Below are 18269 nucleotides of genomic sequence, written 5' to 3'. Positions count from 1 at the left end.
TTATTTCAATCACTTACAGAATTCAATGGAACTCTGCAGCGCAATATTTGGAGCGGGAAACGAGACTCGAACTCGCGACCCCGACCTTGGCAAGGTCGTGCTCTACCAACTGAGCTATTCCCGCTTGGTGATGCGCATTCTATAGAATCCTCAGCACCCGTCAACCCCTTGATTCAAAAAAGTTTTATTTCTTTTCAACGGTAGTGCGCAGATGCGGCCAGGCGGCGCGCAGATATTGGAGCATCGACCACAGGGTCAGGCCCGCTGCGATCAGCAGCAAGGCATAGCCAGTCAGTACCCAGAACGAGAAATCCGATGGGTTGGCCAGCAGGATGACCAGCGCCAGCATTTGCGCGGCGGTTTTCCATTTGCCCATGTTGGACACGGCCACGTGGGCACGGGCGCCGATTTCGGCCATCCATTCGCGCAGGGCCGACACGACGATCTCGCGGCCGATGATCACGGCGGCCGGCAGGGTCAGCCACAGGTTCCCGTGCTCCTGCACCAGCAGGACCAGGGCGACGGCCACCATCAGCTTGTCAGCCACAGGGTCGAGGAACGCGCCGAAGGGCGTGCTCTGCTCCAGGCGGCGCGCCAGGTAACCGTCGAGCCAGTCGGTGGCGGCCGCAAAGGCAAACACTGAACTGGAGGCCAGATAACTCCATTCGTACGGTAAATAGAACAACAAAATGAAAATCGGGATGAGCAGGACACGTAGAACGGTAATCAGATTAGGGATATTCATCGGCACAACTGGCTACGAGGTGGAAAGGCATTCTATTCGCTATGCAGATTCGCATAAATCAGCTCAGCGAGCTTTTTACTGATACCGGGTGCTTTGGCTATCTCGTCAATGCTGGCACGGGACAGCTCCTGCAAGCCACCAAAATGTTTAAGCAAGTCGCGACGCCGCGTCGGCCCTACCCCTGCCACCCCTTCCAGGGTTGAGGTTCGCCGGGTTTTGCCACGACGGGCGCGGTGGCCGGTAATGGCGAAACGGTGGGCTTCGTCGCGAATCTGTTGAATCAAATGCAACGCGGGTGAGTCGCCCTTCAAAGTGAACTCATGGGCGGCATCATTCAAGTACAACGTCTCGAAACCCGCCTTGCGCGTCGCGCCCTTGGCCACGCCCAGCAGGATCAGGTCCGGCACCGCCAGCTCGTTGAGCACATCACGGGCCATCGACAACTGGCCCTTGCCGCCGTCGACCAGGAGGATATCCGGCAACTTGCCCTCCCCGTCCTTCAACTTACTGAAGCGGCGCGTGAGGGCCTGGTGCATGGCGGCGTAGTCATCGCCAGCGGTGACGCTTTCGATGTTGTAGCGCCGGTAATCGGACTTGATCGGCCCTTCCGGTCCGAACACCACGCAGGACGCCACCGTGGCCTCGCCACTGGAGTGGCTGATGTCGTAGCACTCCAGGCGCTGGGGCGGCTCTTCCAGGTTAAGGACTTCAGCCAGGGCGTCAAAGCGGGCGGCGACGTGCTGCCGGTTAGCCAGGCGCGCGCTCAGGGCTTGCTCGGCGTTGGTCACCGCCAGTTGCTGCCAGCGCGCGCGGGTCCCGCGTACACGGTGGCTGATGTCCAGCTCGCGGCCGCGCAGTTCGTGGATCGCTTCGATCAACGCGGGGAAGTCTTCGTGGACCACATTGACGATCAACTCCGACGGCAGGTCGCGCTCGGGGCTGCTCACGTAATACTGGCCCAGGAAAGCAGCCATGACTTCGGCGACCTCCTCGTCAATACCGGTCTGCGGAAAGAAGTTCTTGCTGCCCAGCACCCGCCCGCCGCGCACGCTGATCAGGTGCACACAGGCACCGCCCGGGTTGACGAAGGCCGCGATCACATCGACGTCGCCGGTGCCGCCTTCCATGCTTTGCTGGTCCTGAACACGGCGCAGCAGCGAAATCTGGTCGCGCAGCTCGGCGGCCCGTTCAAAATCCAGGGTACTGGCCGCCTGCTCCATGGCTGTGGAAAGCTCATCGGTGAGCGCATTGCTGCGTCCCTCGAGAAACATCACCGAATGGCGCACATCCTCGGCGTACTCCGCCGGCTCAACCAACCCCACACAGGGCGCCTTGCAGCGCTTGATCTGGTACTGGAGGCAGGGCCGGGTACGGTTCTTATAGAAACTGTCTTCGCACTGGCGCACAAAAAAGGTTTTTTGCAGCAGGCTCAGGCTTTCACGAATGGCCCCGGCGCTGGGATAAGGCCCAAAGTACTTGCCCTTCGCCTTCTTCGCCCCACGGTGAATGCTCAGGCGTGGGAAGTTACCGTCGGATAAAAACACATAGGGATAGGATTTATCGTCACGCAGCAGAATGTTGTAGGGCGGCCGCCATTCCTTGATCAGCGTCTGCTCAAGCAGCAGCGCTTCGGTTTCGTTGGCGGTGATGGTGGTTTCGACCTGGGCGATACGCGCCACCAGGGCGGCGGTTTTCGGCGCGAGACCGGTCTTGCGAAAGTAACTCGCCAGACGACTCTTGAGGTTTTTGGCTTTACCGACGTAAAGCAGGCGCGCCTCGCTGTCGAACATGCGGTACACGCCAGGGCGGCCACTGCAGGTTGAAAGGAAGGCACTCGGATCAAAAGGTGTGGTCATGTCAGGCGCTGGCGTCCACCATGCCGTGGCGCACCGCGAGCAAGGTCAATTCGACATCACTGCTGATGGCGAGCTTCTCGAAAATGCGATAACGGTAGGTGTTGACGGTCTTGGGCGACAGGCACAGCTTGTCGGAGATCGCCTGCACCTTCTGGCAACCGACAATCATCAAGGCAATCTGGATTTCCCGCTCCGACAGCGCATCAAACGGTGAGTCGCTGGTGGGTTGGAAGGACTTGATAGCCAATTGCTGGGCGATCTGCGGGCTGATATAGCGCTGGCCGGCAAACACCAGGCGAATGGCCTGGACCATTTCCGCCAAGCCCGCACCTTTGGTGAGGTATCCCGCAGCGCCGGCCTGCAGCAAGCGTGTCGGAAACGGATCTTCCTCGCACACGGTCACCACCACGACCTTGATGTCCGGATGGCTGCGTAGCAATTTGGTAGTAGCGCCAAGACCGCCGATCCCAGGCATCTTGACGTCCATCAACACCACATCGGGTTTCAACTCCCGGGCCTTGATCAGGGATTCCTCACCTGACTCGGCCTGACCGACTACTTGCAGGCCATCGATGTCAGCCAGCATTCGTGTAATACCTGTACGAACGAGATCATGGTCATCGACTACTAGCACCCTAATCAAGCAGACACCTCGCGAAATGGTCTTATAGGTTGCTGAACACCTTAGCAAAAAACCAAGGCGCAGACCTAATAGCACGCGTCATATAGAGAGAGATTGATTGAGCGATAGCCATCCGCCGAGCGGCGGATGGCTCAATTGCTGGGCAAGGCGTCAGGAATCCTGGGGCTGTGGCTTGGCTTTTCCATTCATCGCAATCGAGTGTTCAGCCAACGTTGAGGTCAGGCGACGGATTGCAGCCTGGTCCTCCTTGAACATTGCGCGATAGTCCCCGAGAACTTTCTCTTCGATCTGACTCAAATTCTCCCATTGAATGGGCGTGGCTGCGCCAGTCAATACGTACAACACATCCACACCTCTTTCGGCGACACGAGACAAGTAATCGGCCTTAGGTGCACGCCCTCCACTTTCGTATTTACCTTGTGCGTTGGCTTCAACACCCCCGATCTCACCAAACACTTTTTGCGACAAGCCAAGCCGCTCTCTTTCTTGCCTTAAACGCGAACCGATTCCACTCATTTGGATGTATGATCCTATTTGGCACACCCCGAGAGGTGACACGCTCATCTCTTTATTAAACAAACTTGAACGGTTTTGAACTATGCCCGGAATCCGTACCGCTGCACAAGCCAAGGCCTGGCTGGAACATCAGGGAAAGTCAGTTCAAGCGTTCGCCCGTGAACATGGCGTTGATCCGGCAACCACCTATCAAGTGCTCGCTGGGCGCAAAAAGGGACGGCGTGGGGAGGCCCATAAGGTAGCGGTCCTTTTGGGCATGAAAGAAGGGATCATCCTTGCTGAGACTGCAGGCCTGAACAACGATCATGAAATCGACTGAGACCAGTATGCGCTTCTAAGGAATAGGTGCACGTTTTAGCTTGAGCGACAAACACGCTCCATACGCCAGAAGCAGTCGTCTTCACCAACGATACTGAACCCCATGCGCTGATAGAGGCTTCTGGCCGGGTTAGTCTTGAATACGGTCAAACGCAACAGTCCCAGCACCTGCGCCTTGAGCGCCATCTGCTCCAACACCCAGCTACCCGCGCCTGATCCGCGATACGCCTCCAGCATATGTAACTCGCGAATATAGAGGGCCCGACTGTCGCGGCTCAGACTGATAAAGCCGAAGACACTGTCGTCCCGGCAAATCAGCCAGTTTTCCCGGCCGGCCCAGGCCGTATCGAAACCTTCGTTAGACCACCACAACCCATACTCCACATAGTAGCGAGCCATGGCCTCGTGGGTCAGCTTCCGGGCAAATGGAAGGTCCTGGTCCGTTGCCGCGCGCAGGTGAAACGCCATTTACAGAGCCATCACTTGGCTAGCCCAACGCCCGCCATCGCGGCGAGCAATCAGCAACGCATCGCCCACGCCAGGTACCGCGGCAAGCAAACTGCCATCGGCGGCCCAGATCGCACTGCGACCGGCGCAGGCCCAGCCACCCGAAGGACCACCATGGTTGGCCATCAACACCAGCAGGCCATGTTCAGCGGCATAACCTTGGAGCAGCGCACTGTCTGTGGCGTAGCCGCCCTCACTGATCAACACGCCGGCGGCATACACCGTGGCGCCCGCTCGCGCCGCGGCACGAGGATGACTGGCATGGGAAAAGTCTGCGCACACCGCCAGCGCAACCCGCTCATCCCCCCACTCAAGGGCCGCACCGCCCTGCCCTGCAACGAACACAGCCTCTTCGCCGGCATGCAGATGCTGCTTGGTGTAGACCGCCAGGGAACCCTCCGCTCCCAGCACCAACGCACCGATCAGCACACCCGCCTCGGGCGTCAGTCGGATCGGCATTCCCACCACCGCCGTCAGTTGCAGCTCACGCGCCATCTCGCGCAGGGGCGCCAGCACCTTGTCCTCTGGCGCAATCGCCAATTCAGCGGCCAGCGACGGCTCATACCCTGTCAACGACAACTCGGGGAACACCAGTAATTGCACACCCTGTTCCGCCGCCGTGCGCATAAATGCGAGGTGCCGTTCAATATTGGCTGGGACATCGCCCGCGATGGAAATGGATTGAGCAGCAGCAAGGGTGAGGGCAGTCATGGTCGCGTCCAAGCAATCAGTATCAAAGTGCAAACAGCATATCGGCACTCACCCCATAGCCGTAAGTCCCCCACCGCAATAGAAATTACTGATTGAATCTCCCTGCGTGGCTCGAGTAAGCTCCCCCCATACATTTGGAGACACACCATGTTGCAACTCACCCACACTCAGGTTTGCCCTGCTGCCAGCGCCCAGCGCTCGGTGTCGGCTACCCGTGTGAACGGTTCGAGCGCACTGGCCAGCTTTTATTTTGGGTATTGGTTTAGCCACTGGCGCGCCTGATACCTGAAATCGGCGCCCACTACTCAAGGGGTCGCCTTCCAGAGAAATCTAACCCCCGGTCGGCTCCCCGACCGGGGGTTTTGTTTTTTCAGGTCTCCATAAACTTTTCAGCTTGATCAAGAACACTTAAAGGAATCACGACATGAACTACACCACCTATTACCGCTACGACACCTGCACTGCATGGCGATTTAGCAAGCTCCGCTCGGGACAGCCTGCCGCCTCCGATCGGTCACCTATCGGTGGCAAACCAACACACGTAGCCGATACGGCGAATTGTCGAACACCCCAGTAGGCCAAGCGTGCGGGAATAGCCCGCCGCTTGCCCAGGAAGCCTTGAATATGAACTCCTCCGTCGCCGCCCTGCCCCTCTCTGCCTTGAACAGCGCCCTGGCCAGCGCCAATGAAGCCCTGACCCAGCGCCTGCCCAGCTCACTTGAGCTCAAGCACCAGTTGCCCCTCAGCCCGTTCCTCAACGAGCAGATCCACGCCCATCGCCAAGCCGTGCGCGCCATCCTCAATGGCGAAGATTCACGCTTGCTGGTCATTGTCGGTCCGTGCTCCATCCATGACCCGGAGTCGGCCATGGAATACGCCCGTAACCTGAAGAAGCTGGCCCTGGAAGTCAGCGACCAGATGCTGCTGGTCATCCGCGCCTACGTCGAAAAACCACGCACGACTGTCGGTTGGAAAGGCCTGGCCTACGACCCCCGCCTGGATGGCAGCGATGACATGGCCGCCGGCCTGACCCTGTCCCGCGAGCTGATGCGCGAAATGCTGCGCCTGGGCCTGCCGGTCGCCACCGAGCTGCTGCAACCCATGGCCGCCGGCTACTTCGATGACCTGCTCAGTTGGGTGGCGATTGGCGCGCGCACCACGGAGTCGCAGATCCACCGCGAGATGGCCAGCGGCCTGGGCATGCCCGTGGGCTTCAAGAACGGCACCGATGGCGGTGTCGCGATTGCCTGTGACGCCATGCGCTCGGCGTCCCACCCACACCGCCACTTCGGCGTCGACAGCCAAGGCCACCCGGCAATCATCCAGACCCCAGGCAACCCCGACACCCACCTGGTACTGCGTGGCGGTCACCGTGGACCGAACTACGATGCGCAGAGCGTGGCGCGGGTAAGACACGACCTGGCCAAGTCCAAGGTCACCCCTCGGATCATGGTCGACTGCAGCCATGCCAACAGCGGCAAGGACCCGTTGCGCCAACCGGCGGTGTTCAACGATGTGCTGGAGCAACGCTTGCAGGGTGACACCTCGCTGATCGGCATGATGCTCGAAAGCCATTTGTTCGAAGGCTGCCAGCCGTTGAGCCCGTCGATGAAATACGGCGTGTCGGTGACAGATGGCTGCCTGGGCTGGACCGCCACCGAGCAGTTGTTGCGTGCGGCTGCCGAGCGCCTGCGCGCTTAAGGCTGATCGATCAAGGCGCTGCTGCCGCAGGTACGGCGCCTCATGACAGCGTCCGGCACACTGGCCATTCGTGACGTGCAGTCAAGAGTCCTTTTCGGATTCGACGGTGTTTCGGAGCGGGGCCAGCGCTCGACCAGCCCCAAGGGTATTGCGCCGAAGTGGGACTAAGCCCCGGCCACCGGTGCGCGGGATAACTCGCGCAGCCACGGCAACACCCGCAGGCCGGCAGTGGCCGCGGGTGGGTCGATGATGTCCATGAAATGTTCGAGATTGACGTTGTCCGGCACACCGGGCAGCCGCACCAGCACCGCCGGCGTTACGCCGGGGGGTGCGCCGATATCCAGGTGATCGTAGACCAATACATGGCGCACCTGGGGCTGAGGCCCACAGGCATGGGCCGTCAGTCCCGCATTGATGATCAGCACGTCGAAGGGTTCGGCCGGGATGGCGGTGAGAATCTGGATTTCTTCGAAGGTTTGCACCGGCACGATCCGGTGGTACCCCAACTGATTGAGCATTTTTTCGATGTACAACCGTTGCAGGTGTTGTTCATCAGCAATCAGGATGGTCAGTGCTTTGTTCGGCATGGCAAACCCCTGGGCAGGCAGCGCTCGTCAGTGAGCGAGGCCCATTGTCCAGACATATCCCGAAGACAAAATCAGGCATGTTCCCCCTTCGTGTAGGAGTTCTCCCAAATCAACCGAATGGCCAACTCCCGCAGTCAAGCCTGATTGCCGTAGCGGCTCAAGCTGTGATGCAACTGTTCGATGGCCACGTCCATCGCCTCTACCGCAGCGCCCGCTGCATCGCTGTCATGCCGCTCACACACGCTCTCCAATGTTTCGCAGCACGTGATCAACACCTGGGCCTTGACCATGCGCGCGCCCCCTTTGACGCGATGAGCCAGGTCATGGAGCCTGGCGAAATCAGCCGGCGATTTCAGGCGCGGCAACAGCGCACGGTCTTCTTCGAGGCTACTGAGCAACGGCGTCAGCAGCTCGTTGAGGGCATCCTTATCGCCCTGCGTCAGCACGATCAGTGAACTTAAATCAAACGCCACTTCCACTTCATCCGTTAGCGCACCAGCGGTCCGTGATGCCAGGGCCAGGCGCAGGTCCTCAAGCCCGGTCGGCTTGAACAGGCAACCGTCCATGCCTGCTTGCCGGCAGCGTTCGGCTTCCTGCGACAAGGCATTGGCGGTGAACCCGAGGATCAGGCACGGCGCCAGCCCACGCTGGCGTTCCTGTGCGCGAATATCACGCGCCAACGCGTAACCGTCTTTGAAGGGCATATTGCAATCGGTGATCACGCCGTCAAAATGCCCGACCTGCCACAGTGAAAATCCTTGGGCGCCGTCCTCGGCCAAAGTGATGCGATGCCCCAGGAAACTCAGCTGTCGCGCCAGTAACAAGCGGTTGGCCGGGTAGTCATCCACCACCAGAATGTTCAACCCGCGTGCTGGCGGAATGTGCGGGACCGGGACACTGACCGGCGCCGCCGTTGTCAGCGCCAGCGTCAATGTCACATCCACCCGCGTGCCCTTACCCAGCACACTGCTCAAGTGCAATTGACCGCCCATCATCTCGCACAGGTTACGACTGATCACCAACCCCAGGCCCGATCCGCTTCGCGCTGGCTGTTCGTTGTTGCTGCCCTGAATAAACGGGTTGAACAAACGCTGCTGATCTTCGGCACTGATGCCAATACCCGTGTCCTCCACCCACAACCGCAGGTGCAACTGGTCGTCGGTCAACACCGGCGCCCCCCGGGCACCCAGGCGCACCTGGCCGGAGGTGGTGAACTTGATCGCGTTACCCAACACATTGGACACCACCTGCTTGAAGCGCAGCGGATCAACCAGCACCGGCCGATCGATCAATGGGTCGAGCTCCACCTGCAACACCAGGCCCTTGTCCCGCGCCAGCCCCTCGAACACCCGAGCCACTGAGGCCAGCAGTTCGTACAGATTGGCCGGTTCCAGGCTCAGGGACAGGTGGCCGGATTCGATTCGCGCAATGTCGAGAATATCGCCGATCAACTCCAGCATGCTCCGGGACGCCACCGACGCAACCTCCAGCGCATCGCGGTCAGCCACGCCCTGCTCGGCATTCTTCAGGGCCAGTTCGATCATGCCGATCACCGCATTCATGGGAGTGCGAATCTCGTGGCTCATGGTCGCCAGGAAGGTGGTCTTGGCACGGTTTGCGGCGTCGGCCTCGTCCTTGGCTTCCTGCAACTGCCCCAGCAAGCGCTGGCGCTCGCTGACATCCACCCAGCCGGCGATCATACCCACAACGTTGCCATTGCTATCACGGTACGGGAGCATCCATTGGTAGATGGTCAACACCTCGCCGCCGGGCGCCTTGAGCACACGGTCATGAACCTGCGGCTCGCCCAACTCCATCAAACGCAAATAATCGGCATGGAACGACTGGGCCTGGGGCGGGTTACCCGTGTCGGTTTCCACCACGGTCTTACCGATAACGTCTTCCAACTTGAAGCCGAACACATCCAGGTAGGCGTTATTGCAGGCCATCAGGCGGCCCAGGCGATCGCGCACATAGATCGGGTGCGGCGTGCCATCGATCAGCACGCTCATAAAACGCATCTGGTCGCTCAAGGCACGCTCGGCCTGGGCGCGCTTGCGAATCAGGCTACGCAGGTAGAACACCCATCCCAGCGTGACCAGCAGCAGCAGCGCGGCCAAGCCAAACCCCTGGAGGATGATGTTGCGGTGACGCATCCAATAGTTGTCTTCGATGATGATCTCGCTGCGCCAATGGTTGGTCAGCTCGTCCATTTCTTCAGGGGTAATGCTCAACAAGGCCTTGTCGAGGATCGAGTACAGCTCCAGTTGGCTGCGGTTGACCCCGAAGGTAATGCGAGCTGGCTCACTCCCGACGGTGCTGGTGATGCGCAGGCGCTTGCGGTAATTGCGGGCGATCATGTAGCGCGCGCTGATCAGTGAAACCGCCGTCGCATCGACGCTGCCCTTGGCCACCAATTCCATGGCCTGCTCTGGGTTCTCCACATCGACAAACCCGATGTTTGGGTAGTCCCGGCTGATTTGCGCGGCCAGGCTGTTGCCGCGAATAATCGCCATGCGCTTGCCTGGCATATCTTCCAGGGTCACCAGATGCTCATCGTCGGCGCGTACCACCAATACGTAGGGGCTGGACAAATAAGGTCGGGTAAACCGGATTTTTTCTGACCGCTCGTCACTTGGGGTGACGACCGCCAGCATGTCCACGCGACCGACACTGGCCTGGTCAATTTGCTGAGGCAGCGAACTGCCCCGCTCCACATCAAATTTCAAGCCTGTGCGCAAACTGATGCGCGACAGCACCTCGGAGCTCAACCCTTCGAATTGCGCGTGTTCGTTGAAAAAAGACAACGGCACAAACTTGTCGAGCACCGCCACTTTCACTCGTGGGTGCTTCTCCAGCCAGCGCTGCTCACGTTCGCTCAAACGCAGTTGCTCGGCCTCCAGAAATCCGCTGCCGCCGGCACTCCAACGGCGCAGGATTTCCATCTGCTGGTTGGCCGGAACGGCGGCCAGCGCGGTATTGATGATGCCCAACAGGCGGGTATTGTCCTTGGCGAATGCGAACCCGAACGGGTTGACCTCCAACGCGGAAAAATTCGCCATACGCACGTTATTAAGATGGTTCTTGTTGATCAGGTAGCGGGTGCTGATGGCGTCACCCAGGTACACATCCGCCTGGCCGAACGCAACGGCACCAATGGCTTCGAAGGTCGAGGCAAACAAGAGCAATTGCGCATCGGGGTAAAAGGCCTGGACAGCCTCGGGCTGCATGTAGTGATAGAGCATCGCCACGCGCTTGCCCGCAAGGTCAGCCTTCAGCGCATGGTTCTCCCCTGCGCGCGTCACCAGCGCGGGTTGGTCATTGGCGTAGGAACGGGACAGCACCAGCTTCGGGTCGGCTGCCTCAAACCCATTGGCCGACCCCACAAAATCCACTGCGCCGGCCTTGAGGGCATCGATTACCTCATCGCGGGTGTCATAGCGCTTCACGTCGATCGTGATATTCAGCGCCTGGGCGACCAACGCCGCATAATCTGCCGTGATGCCTTCAAGCTCCTCGTTGTTGCTCAGGTCAAAGGGCGCGTAGTCGGGAGCCGACACCCCCATCGACAGCGTGCGGCGCTCGCGCAACCAGCGCCAGTCGGCTTCGTCCAATACCAGGGAAGGGTTCTCAAGGGTGGAGTGGCCCAGAAGTTTCAGATCGTGCGGTTCCTCCAAGGCCATCACCACCCAGGGCAACAGCCCCATCAGCAGGATGGCCGCGCATTTCACCCGCCGGGAGGTGATCATTTCAGATCAGATGATTGCGCTGGGCAAACTTGGACAGATGCACCACCGACGACATACTCAACTTCTCCTTGAGCCGCGTCTTGTAGGTGCTGATGGTCTTGTGGCTCAACAGCATGTCCTCGGCAATTTCCTTGTTGCCCAGGCCCAGGGCCAGCTTTTGCAGGACGGTCAATTCGCGATCGGATAGCGCCCCCACCAACTCCTGCTCGGTCGATTGCAGGTCGTCGCGACGCACCGAACTGGTGGGCAGGCTGGGGAAGCAACTGTAGCCGGACCTGATCGCCCTGATCGCCTTTTGCAGCTCATCCAGTTCACCGGTCTTGGCGACAAACCCCATCGCCCCGGCGCGCATGCAACGAGTGGAAAAGAACACCGCCAGATACGAGGTCAGCACCAGGATCCTGCAGGGCAACTCCAGCGCCTTGATCCGGCTGATCACCTCCAACCCACCGAGCTTGGGCATCGCCAGGTCGAGAACGACCAGGTCCGGACGTTCTTCGCGAGCAATCTGCATGGCGTCAGCGCCATTACCCGCTTCGTAGATGGTATCGAAGCCTTCCTGCTTCAACAGATACTTCACGGTGGCGCGTATAAAAGGGTGATCATCCACGATTAAAGCTTTGTTGCTCATAAGACTCCCCTGGGAAGATCAGTACGCTTACATATCACGCGAGACCTCACTACCTGTGAAAAGTAACAGTTCCGACAAGCGGTACTGAATACTCCGTACAACACCTCAGGCAGTAAGGCCCCTCCTTTTGCAAAACACAGTAAACATGTGCAGCCACGCCTTGATTCCTGAACAGGCGCAAGCGCGCAACCTTAGCAACCGCGTGCTTTTTCCAATGAAGGGATAATCTCGACTAAATGTAGGACCTTTCCTCAGAGTCCTCCAGGAGCTACTCGGTGGTGCTGGGGCTCCAGAAGGCCTGTACCACCAGGGTCGACCTGGAAATTCGCGCCACCAGGGCGTCCAACTCGTCACCATCTACCGAGGTCACTGCCAGTGTGGCTTCGATTTCAACCTCCTCGGCGCCGAACGGTCGTACATCGACATCGCTGGCCGGGTAGTTACAGCGCGCCAGTTCAGCTTCCAGCAACGCCAATACCGCGGTTTGCTGGGTACGCCGGGCAATCACATAGAGGATGTTGGTGACCTCCGCCGACACCACATCCAGCGGTTGGCGGTTGATGTTATTGACGATGGGCCGCAGCAGCGTATTGGCCGCCAGCACAAACAGCGTGCCCAGCAACGCTTCGAGGACCAGGTCGGCCCCCGCGCATGCCCCCACCGCCGCCGACGCCCAGAGCGTGGCGGCGGTGTTGAGACCGCGCACATTGCCTTCCTCGCGCATGATCACACCGGCCCCCAGAAAGCCGATGCCCGACACCACATACGCCACCACCCGCACCGCGCCTTCCGCACCGCCGAGGCGGTTGGCCATGTCGACAAAAATCGCCGCCCCCACCGCCACCAGTACGTTGGTGCGCAGGCCCGCCGTGCGTTGGCGGTACTGGCGTTCGAAGCCGATCAGGCCACCGAGGATAAACGCGGCGGTAAGGCTGACCAGGGTGTCGATCAGGGCGTTGAGGTTGATGTTGTTGATTGCTTGCATGGGAAACCGTCCCTGTTCATTGCCAGCCAAATTTACGGATGTAGTAGCCCTTCACCGCCTGGGTCAGCGCCATGTACGCCAGCAGGATCACCGGCAGGAACACAAAGTACAGCGACGGCAGCGCCTGCAATTTGAAGTAATGCGCCAGCGGCCCCATAGGCAGGAAGATCCCCACGGCCATGATCACGCCGGTCATCACCATCAACGGCATCGCCGCGCGACTTTGCAGGAAGGGGATTTTCGGGGTGCGGATCATGTGTACGATCAACGTCTGGGTCAGCAGGCCCACCACGAACCAGCCGGACTGGAACAGGGTCTGGTGGTCAGGCGTATTGGCATCGAAGACGTACCACATGAGTGCGAACGTGGTGATGTCGAAGATCGAACTGATCGGCCCGAAAAACAGCATGAACCGCCCCACGTCCCCCGGCTGCCAGCGTTGTGGCTTGGCGAGCATGTCCTCGTCGACGTTATCGAACGGGATCGCGATCTGCGAAATGTCATACAGCAGGTTTTGCACCAGCAGGTGCATCGGCAGCATTGGCAGGAACGGGATAAACGCACTGGCCACCAACACCGAGAACACGTTGCCGAAGTTGGAGCTGGCCGTCATCTTGATGTACTTGAGCATATTGGCGAAGGTGCGCCGGCCCTCCAGCACGCCCTCCTCCAGGATCATCAGGCTCTTTTCCAACAGGATGATATCGGCGGCTTCCTTGGCGATGTCCACCGCGCTGTCCACCGAGATACCAATGTCGGCCGTACGCAGCGCCGGCGCGTCATTGATGCCGTCGCCCATAAAGCCCACCACATGCCCGTTGGCCTTGAGCAAACGCACGATGCGCTCCTTGTGGCTTGGCGTCAGGCGGGCGAACACATTGGTGGTTTCCACGGCCTTGGCCAGCTCGGCGTCGGTCATGTCCTCGATGTCGTTGCCCATCAACAGGCCCTGTTGCTCCAGGCCCACTTCGCGGCAGATTTTGGCGGTGACCAGCTCGTTGTCGCCGGTCAGCACCTTGACCGCCACACCATGGGCTTTCAGCGCCTTGAGAGCGGGCGCGGTGCTTTCCTTGGGTGGATCGAGGAAGGCGACGTAGCCGATCAGCGTGAGGTTGTTTTCATCCGCCAGGCTGTAGGTATCGCGCCCCGGCATCATGGGTTGCGCGGCCACCGCCACCACCCGCAGGCCTTCTTCGTTGAACGCGGCAGTGACCTGGCGAATGCGCGCCAGCAAGTCGTCGGTCAGCGCTTCGTTGACCTCGCCATGGCGCACGCTGTTGCACACCGAGAGGATCTCCTCCACCGCGCCTTTGCAGATCAGCAAATGCGGTTGGCCCTGCTCCGCCACCACCACCGACATGCGACGGCGGTTGAAGTCGAACGGGATCTCATCGATCTTCTGGAACGCGGTGCCGACCTTCAGCTCGCGATGCACCTCCACATGCTCCAGCACCGCCACATCCAGCAGGTTTTTCAGGCCGGTCTGGTAGTAGCTGTTGAGGTAAGCCATCTCCAGCACATCGTCAGACTCTTCGCCCCACACGTCCACGTGACGCGCCAGGAAAATCCGGTCCTGGGTCAGGGTGCCGGTCTTGTCGGTGCACAGCACATCCATCGCGCCAAAGTTCTGGATCGCATCCAGGCGCTTGACGATAACCTTCTTGCGCGACAGGAATACCGCGCCCTTGGCCAGCGTGGATGTGACAATCATCGGCAGCATTTCCGGGGTCAGGCCCACGGCAATCGACAGCGCGAACAGCAGCGCTTCGGTCCAGTCGCCCTTGGTGAAACCGTTGATGAACAACACCAGCGGCGCCATCACGAACATAAAGCGGATCAGCAGCCAGCTGACCTTGTTGACGCCCTGCTGGAACGAGGTGGTTGCACGGTCGGTGGCAGTCACACGTTGGGCCAGCGCACCGAAATAGGTGCTGTTACCGGTGGTCAAAATCACCGCCGTCGCGGCGCCGGACACCACGTTCGTGCCCATGAACAGGATGTTCTCCAGGTCCAGCGGGTTGCGGGTGCTGGCGTCCTGCTGCTGGGCGAACTTCTCCACCGGCATCGACTCACCGGTCATCGCCGCCTGGCTGACGAACAGGTCCTTGGCACTGAGCACGCGGCAGTCGGCGGGGATCATGTCACCGGCCGAGAGCACGATCAGGTCACCTGGCACCAGCTGTTTGATCGGCAATTCGACGCGCTTGGCATCATCCCGGCGCAGTACCGTGGCGGTGTTGCTCACCATGGCTTTCAAGGCATCGGCGGCCTTGTTGGACTTGGCCTCCTGCCAGAAGCGCAGCAGGGTCGAGAGCACCACCATGGAGAAAATCACCGTGGCGGCTTTCATGTCTTCGGTCAGCCAGGAAATCACCGCCAGCAAGGTCAGCAGCAGGTTGAACGGATTTTTATAGCAGTGCCACAGGTGCACCCACCACGGCAGCGGCTGCTCGTGCTCGACTTCATTGAGGCCGTATTGCACGCGCAGGGCGTCGGCTTCCAGGCTGTTCAAGCCCTCGGTATGGCTGCCCAACGTGCCGAGCAATTGCACGGCACTGCTATTGGCCGCGACCACCAGGGTTTGCGCCAGAGTGGGCGGCACTTCGCGGCTGACGCTGGCATCGGTCACGGTTTCGAGCATCGCCAGGCGACGGAAATGCCGGGCGATATGCCGGGTCCGCAGAAAGCCGGCGAAGAACTCTTTCAACAGAGTGAGGTTCATGGTGTGTTACTCCTGCGCGAGGAAAAAAACCGTCGTGCAGGTACCGCCTGTCCCACCGCGCCCGTTTCATAGGCACAGTCAGCCCGGCCCGCCCGCCGTAAAAGGCAGGCGCGTCCGTAGCATCCCGAGGTTAACCGGGTGCTGGTCAGCGTCGATGAGAGGGATCGGACAACAGCCAGGACTGGCCGCTGCCGGGATGCCGCTTCTCGCTAGGTGGCGAGACAACGGCATCGAAAAAATGCGCGTTATCTTGCCAAGTATGTGCCGGTTACCGAGACCGGCCGACAACTGTCACTCGAACAAGTACCCACTGAGGGTCTCCGCTATTGATGAAAACGCGCGAAGCTTACGCCCCGATTTAAGGAGAGTAAACCGTAGGAAAGTTTCCATATGGTGAATAAGAAGATTCTTCAGGGAGGGTTCAGGAAGCGGTCATCCTGAACCTGGCGAAGATCAAAGGAGGGTAAGCCATTTCAGTCGAGCGCATTCCTGTGGTGAGCGGGGCCTCCCACACTTACGGTGTACAGGGTCGATCCCGCTCAACCAACGCCAGGTAATCCTTAACCTGTCCACCCGCCAACGCCTTAACCTGAATCGACACCCTGTTCACCTGCCGCCCCATCGTGATCCCGTCCCGCGTGCGCACGGATACATACCCAAGCTTGGGCCAGAAGCGTTCGGCTTTGGTATTGCCGACCACCACCGACAGCCGCAGCCACTGGGCGCCATTTTCCAACGCCCAACGTTCAAGGTCTGAATGCAGCTGCTGGGCAAGCCCGGTGCCATGCCAGCGCGAATCGACCAGCAGCAAACCGATATGCCACACCCCATCAGCCAGCAGATCCGCCGCGATATTCACCACGGCGACCAGCGTCTCGTCCGTACCGCGATAACCCAGCCAGTGCATCCGACTGCACGCCCACCCCGCCGGCAATTGCACCTGCAATTCGTCGCACGCTTCGGTCAGCGTGGCAGGCTCGCCGTTGACCGCGATGAAGTAATCCGGCGCGTGCTCAAAAAACTGCTGTAGCTCAACTTCGTCAGCCAGGGTAAGCGCCACGACTCGAATATCGGGGAAGGTGTTCAGAGGAAGTTGAGTCATGCAATCCACATCCATGAGGGGCTGTCCTTACAAGCGACTAATCCATAATCTTGAGTTTCACTTGCGCGCCGTCGGGCAAATCCTTGATCTCACGCGCCAGATCACCGCAGAACCGAAGCTGCTCGATATGATCAAGTTGACGCACATTGTCGATGGCGTACTCGCCGCCCAGCACCGGCGAAATAACGAAATGGTAAACCTTGCCCTGCGCTAACGGCCCCAGCATCTCCTCGGCCTGATCCACCATCGATTGCAGGTACCAGTCGTGCAGAAAGGCCTGATCCCTGGAGACCTCCTCCAAGGCTTCACGGGTCTGGGCGATCACTTCGCAGGAAAGTGCCTCGGGGCACACTCGCCAGTAGCTACCCTGTTCGTCCTCGACCATCAAATTGCCAAACGCCGTAGCGCCTACGACCTCAACAGGGTCAATGCCCGCCCAACCCCAGCTGTCGCGTATTGCGTGAAGTATGTTCATGCAGCCTCCTTGCGTCGAAACGACTCAATCATCCCGCGTCAGCACTTCCAACAACTCAATCTCAAAGCGCAGATTGCTGTTGGGCTTGATATGCGCGCCCATAGACCGTTCGCCATAGGCCAGGTGCGCCGGCACAAACAACCTGCGCACCCCGCCGACCTGCATGCCCATCAATCCCTGGTCCCAGCCCTTGATCACCCGCCCGGTGCCGATCACACACTGGAACGGCTTGCCCCGCTCCCAGGACGAATCGAAGACCGTACCGTCTTCCAGGGTGCCGGTGTATTGGGTGGTGATCAGCGCGCCCTTGACCACGGCTTTGCCGGTGCCTGGGCGAGTGTCGGTGATCTGGAGTTCGTCGGGGCTCATGGTAGTTCTCGTTGAAGGCGTAAAGGCTGGGGTTTTCCCAGAATCGGTGGGGTTTGGCAAGTGTAGGAACAGTCGCAGCCGTGACATTTCCCTTTAACTTGCAGGACGTTTCCGAGAGAATCCCAAGCGCTTGCGCCGCTCAAATCACGTGGCTAGTCTTCGGCGGTCACTGCCAATTCAGTGACTCGGGGTTTGGTAGACCACGAGTGATTAGGCGCTAAGCGCCCCCTTCTGCAAGGCGCTTTTTTTCGGCCCTGCGTTATGGTGGCCGTGCGCAGGGCACCTTCGGGTGCACCGGGTCCTAATCACCGGTCTACCAATCTGCGTACGGTCACCACCCTAAACATCGTTTGGTAGCGATGGTGGTGACATTCCAATTTAGATTAGGAGTTGAACCCATGGACAAACTCGTCCCCGCCCCACCCGCCCCAGCACTGCAATTCTTCACCACCACCCCAGACCTCAGCTTCGAAGACGCCCTGGCCCACGCCAGCAGTGTGCTACGTTGCGCCGCCGTTGCCGCACAGACGGCGGGGGATCAACTGGACGGCCCTTCACGCACGCAGGTGCTGTCGGTCATGCACCTGGTGGACATGGCCAGTGTGATGGTTGACCGGTCACTGGAGTGTGTGCAGCCACGCTAAAAGCACAG

General features: G+C 59.9%; 17 protein-coding genes and 1 tRNA gene. 3 read left to right on the top strand and 15 right to left on the bottom strand.

Annotation, left to right across the window (positions count from 1 at the left end; all coding sequences use genetic code 11):
- Positions 1–48 precede the first annotated feature (48 nt).
- The 5 genes from HDC32_RS30235 to HDC32_RS30215 form a co-directional block, all read right to left on the bottom strand.
- Positions 49–124: transfer RNA gene (locus tag HDC32_RS30235), tRNA-Gly, on the bottom strand.
- A gap of 60 nt (positions 125–184) precedes the next feature.
- Positions 185–745, bottom strand: a complete 561-nt coding sequence (gene pgsA / locus HDC32_RS30230; protein WP_027603207.1) for a CDP-diacylglycerol--glycerol-3-phosphate 3-phosphatidyltransferase — start codon at positions 743–745, stop codon at positions 185–187.
- Between the two features lie 32 nt (positions 746–777).
- Positions 778–2601, bottom strand: a complete 1824-nt coding sequence (uvrC, locus tag HDC32_RS30225; protein ID WP_184746496.1) for an excinuclease ABC subunit UvrC — start codon at positions 2599–2601, stop codon at positions 778–780.
- Position 2602: 1 nt separating this feature from the next.
- On the bottom strand, positions 2603–3244 hold the full coding sequence (gene uvrY, locus HDC32_RS30220; protein WP_010566015.1) for a UvrY/SirA/GacA family response regulator transcription factor: 642 nt from the start codon (positions 3242–3244) through the stop codon (positions 2603–2605).
- Positions 3245–3394: 150 nt separating this feature from the next.
- Positions 3395–3760 (bottom strand): helix-turn-helix domain-containing protein, encoded by a 366-nt coding sequence (locus tag HDC32_RS30215; protein WP_131698886.1) that lies wholly within the window; start codon positions 3758–3760, stop codon positions 3395–3397.
- A gap of 82 nt (positions 3761–3842) precedes the next feature.
- Here HDC32_RS30215 and HDC32_RS30210 point away from each other — a divergent pair, with 82 nt between their 5' ends.
- A complete protein-coding gene (locus HDC32_RS30210) occupies positions 3843–4079 on the top strand; it encodes a DNA-binding protein (protein WP_131698887.1) in 237 nt (78 codons plus the stop codon).
- Positions 4080–4114: 35 nt separating this feature from the next.
- Here the strand turns inward: HDC32_RS30210 and HDC32_RS30205 are convergent, their stop codons facing one another.
- The gene (locus HDC32_RS30205) at positions 4115–4546 is read right to left on the bottom strand and encodes a GNAT family N-acetyltransferase (protein WP_131698888.1); all 432 of its coding nucleotides are present in this window, start codon (positions 4544–4546) and stop codon (positions 4115–4117) included.
- Positions 4547–5296: a carbon-nitrogen hydrolase family protein gene (locus HDC32_RS30200; RefSeq protein ID WP_184746494.1), complete on the bottom strand. Its 750-nt coding sequence runs from the start codon at positions 5294–5296 to the stop codon at positions 4547–4549.
- 624 nt (positions 5297–5920) lie between these two features.
- On the opposite strand from HDC32_RS30200, the gene HDC32_RS30195 reads away from it, so the two are divergent.
- Positions 5921–6997 carry a 3-deoxy-7-phosphoheptulonate synthase gene (locus tag HDC32_RS30195; RefSeq protein WP_167655030.1) on the top strand — a complete coding sequence of 359 codons (1077 nt, stop codon included), beginning with the start codon at positions 5921–5923 and terminating at the stop codon, positions 6995–6997.
- Positions 6998–7161: 164 nt separating this feature from the next.
- On the opposite strand, the gene HDC32_RS30190 is transcribed toward HDC32_RS30195, so the two are convergent.
- The 8 genes from HDC32_RS30190 to HDC32_RS30155 all read right to left on the bottom strand — a co-directional run bounded on the left by HDC32_RS30190 (position 7162) and on the right by HDC32_RS30155 (position 17617).
- Positions 7162–7584 (bottom strand): chemotaxis protein CheY, encoded by a 423-nt coding sequence (locus HDC32_RS30190; RefSeq protein ID WP_131698891.1) that lies wholly within the window; start codon positions 7582–7584, stop codon positions 7162–7164.
- 134 nt (positions 7585–7718) lie between these two features.
- Positions 7719–11333 (bottom strand): transporter substrate-binding domain-containing protein, encoded by a 3615-nt coding sequence (locus tag HDC32_RS30185; protein WP_184746492.1) that lies wholly within the window; start codon positions 11331–11333, stop codon positions 7719–7721.
- 1 nt (position 11334) lies between these two features.
- Positions 11335–11964, bottom strand: coding sequence for a response regulator transcription factor (locus HDC32_RS30180; RefSeq protein ID WP_131698893.1), 630 nt, complete (start codon positions 11962–11964; stop codon positions 11335–11337).
- 268 nt (positions 11965–12232) lie between these two features.
- Positions 12233–12949, bottom strand: coding sequence for an MgtC/SapB family protein (locus HDC32_RS30175; protein WP_131699973.1), 717 nt, complete (start codon positions 12947–12949; stop codon positions 12233–12235).
- Between the two features lie 16 nt (positions 12950–12965).
- Complete coding sequence (gene mgtA / locus HDC32_RS30170; protein ID WP_167655032.1) at positions 12966–15671, bottom strand: magnesium-translocating P-type ATPase; 2706 nt, start codon at positions 15669–15671, stop codon at positions 12966–12968.
- A 514-nt stretch (positions 15672–16185) separates the two neighbouring features.
- Positions 16186–16788 (bottom strand): GNAT family N-acetyltransferase, encoded by a 603-nt coding sequence (locus tag HDC32_RS30165; protein WP_145337115.1) that lies wholly within the window; start codon positions 16786–16788, stop codon positions 16186–16188.
- A gap of 22 nt (positions 16789–16810) precedes the next feature.
- On the bottom strand, positions 16811–17248 hold the full coding sequence (locus HDC32_RS30160) for a T6SS immunity protein Tdi1 domain-containing protein (protein ID WP_184746490.1): 438 nt from the start codon (positions 17246–17248) through the stop codon (positions 16811–16813).
- Positions 17249–17272: 24 nt separating this feature from the next.
- Complete coding sequence (locus HDC32_RS30155; protein WP_065926228.1) at positions 17273–17617, bottom strand: FKBP-type peptidyl-prolyl cis-trans isomerase; 345 nt, start codon at positions 17615–17617, stop codon at positions 17273–17275.
- A 398-nt stretch (positions 17618–18015) separates the two neighbouring features.
- On the opposite strand from HDC32_RS30155, the gene HDC32_RS30150 reads away from it, so the two are divergent.
- On the top strand, positions 18016–18261 hold the full coding sequence (locus tag HDC32_RS30150; RefSeq protein WP_184746488.1) for a DUF6124 family protein: 246 nt from the start codon (positions 18016–18018) through the stop codon (positions 18259–18261).
- Positions 18262–18269 lie beyond the last annotated feature (8 nt).

The organism is Pseudomonas sp. JAI120 (assembly GCF_014207255.1).
Taxonomy (GTDB): domain Bacteria; phylum Pseudomonadota; class Gammaproteobacteria; order Pseudomonadales; family Pseudomonadaceae; genus Aquipseudomonas.
This window is presented reverse-complemented; position numbering and strand designations above follow the sequence as displayed.

Coding starts and splice junctions, on each gene's coding strand:
- pgsA (WP_027603207.1), bottom strand. CDS start 745: ATGAATATCCCTAATCTGATTACCGTTCTACGTGTCCTGCTCATCCCG.
- HDC32_RS30175 (WP_131699973.1), bottom strand. CDS start 12,949: ATGCAAGCAATCAACAACATCAACCTCAACGCCCTGATCGACACCCTG.
- HDC32_RS30180 (WP_131698893.1), bottom strand. CDS start 11,964: ATGAGCAACAAAGCTTTAATCGTGGATGATCACCCTTTTATACGCGCC.
- HDC32_RS30185 (WP_184746492.1), bottom strand. CDS start 11,333: ATGATCACCTCCCGGCGGGTGAAATGCGCGGCCATCCTGCTGATGGGG.
- HDC32_RS30205 (WP_131698888.1), bottom strand. CDS start 4,546: ATGGCGTTTCACCTGCGCGCGGCAACGGACCAGGACCTTCCATTTGCC.
- HDC32_RS30200 (WP_184746494.1), bottom strand. CDS start 5,296: ATGACTGCCCTCACCCTTGCTGCTGCTCAATCCATTTCCATCGCGGGC.
- HDC32_RS30190 (WP_131698891.1), bottom strand. CDS start 7,584: ATGCCGAACAAAGCACTGACCATCCTGATTGCTGATGAACAACACCTG.
- uvrC (WP_184746496.1), bottom strand. CDS start 2,601: ATGACCACACCTTTTGATCCGAGTGCCTTCCTTTCAACCTGCAGTGGC.
- HDC32_RS30160 (WP_184746490.1), bottom strand. CDS start 17,248: ATGAACATACTTCACGCAATACGCGACAGCTGGGGTTGGGCGGGCATT.
- HDC32_RS30195 (WP_167655030.1), top strand. CDS start 5,921: ATGAACTCCTCCGTCGCCGCCCTGCCCCTCTCTGCCTTGAACAGCGCC.
- HDC32_RS30215 (WP_131698886.1), bottom strand. CDS start 3,760: ATGAGTGGAATCGGTTCGCGTTTAAGGCAAGAAAGAGAGCGGCTTGGC.
- HDC32_RS30210 (WP_131698887.1), top strand. CDS start 3,843: ATGCCCGGAATCCGTACCGCTGCACAAGCCAAGGCCTGGCTGGAACAT.
- HDC32_RS30150 (WP_184746488.1), top strand. CDS start 18,016: ATGGACAAACTCGTCCCCGCCCCACCCGCCCCAGCACTGCAATTCTTC.
- mgtA (WP_167655032.1), bottom strand. CDS start 15,671: ATGAACCTCACTCTGTTGAAAGAGTTCTTCGCCGGCTTTCTGCGGACC.
- HDC32_RS30165 (WP_145337115.1), bottom strand. CDS start 16,788: ATGGATGTGGATTGCATGACTCAACTTCCTCTGAACACCTTCCCCGAT.
- HDC32_RS30155 (WP_065926228.1), bottom strand. CDS start 17,617: ATGAGCCCCGACGAACTCCAGATCACCGACACTCGCCCAGGCACCGGC.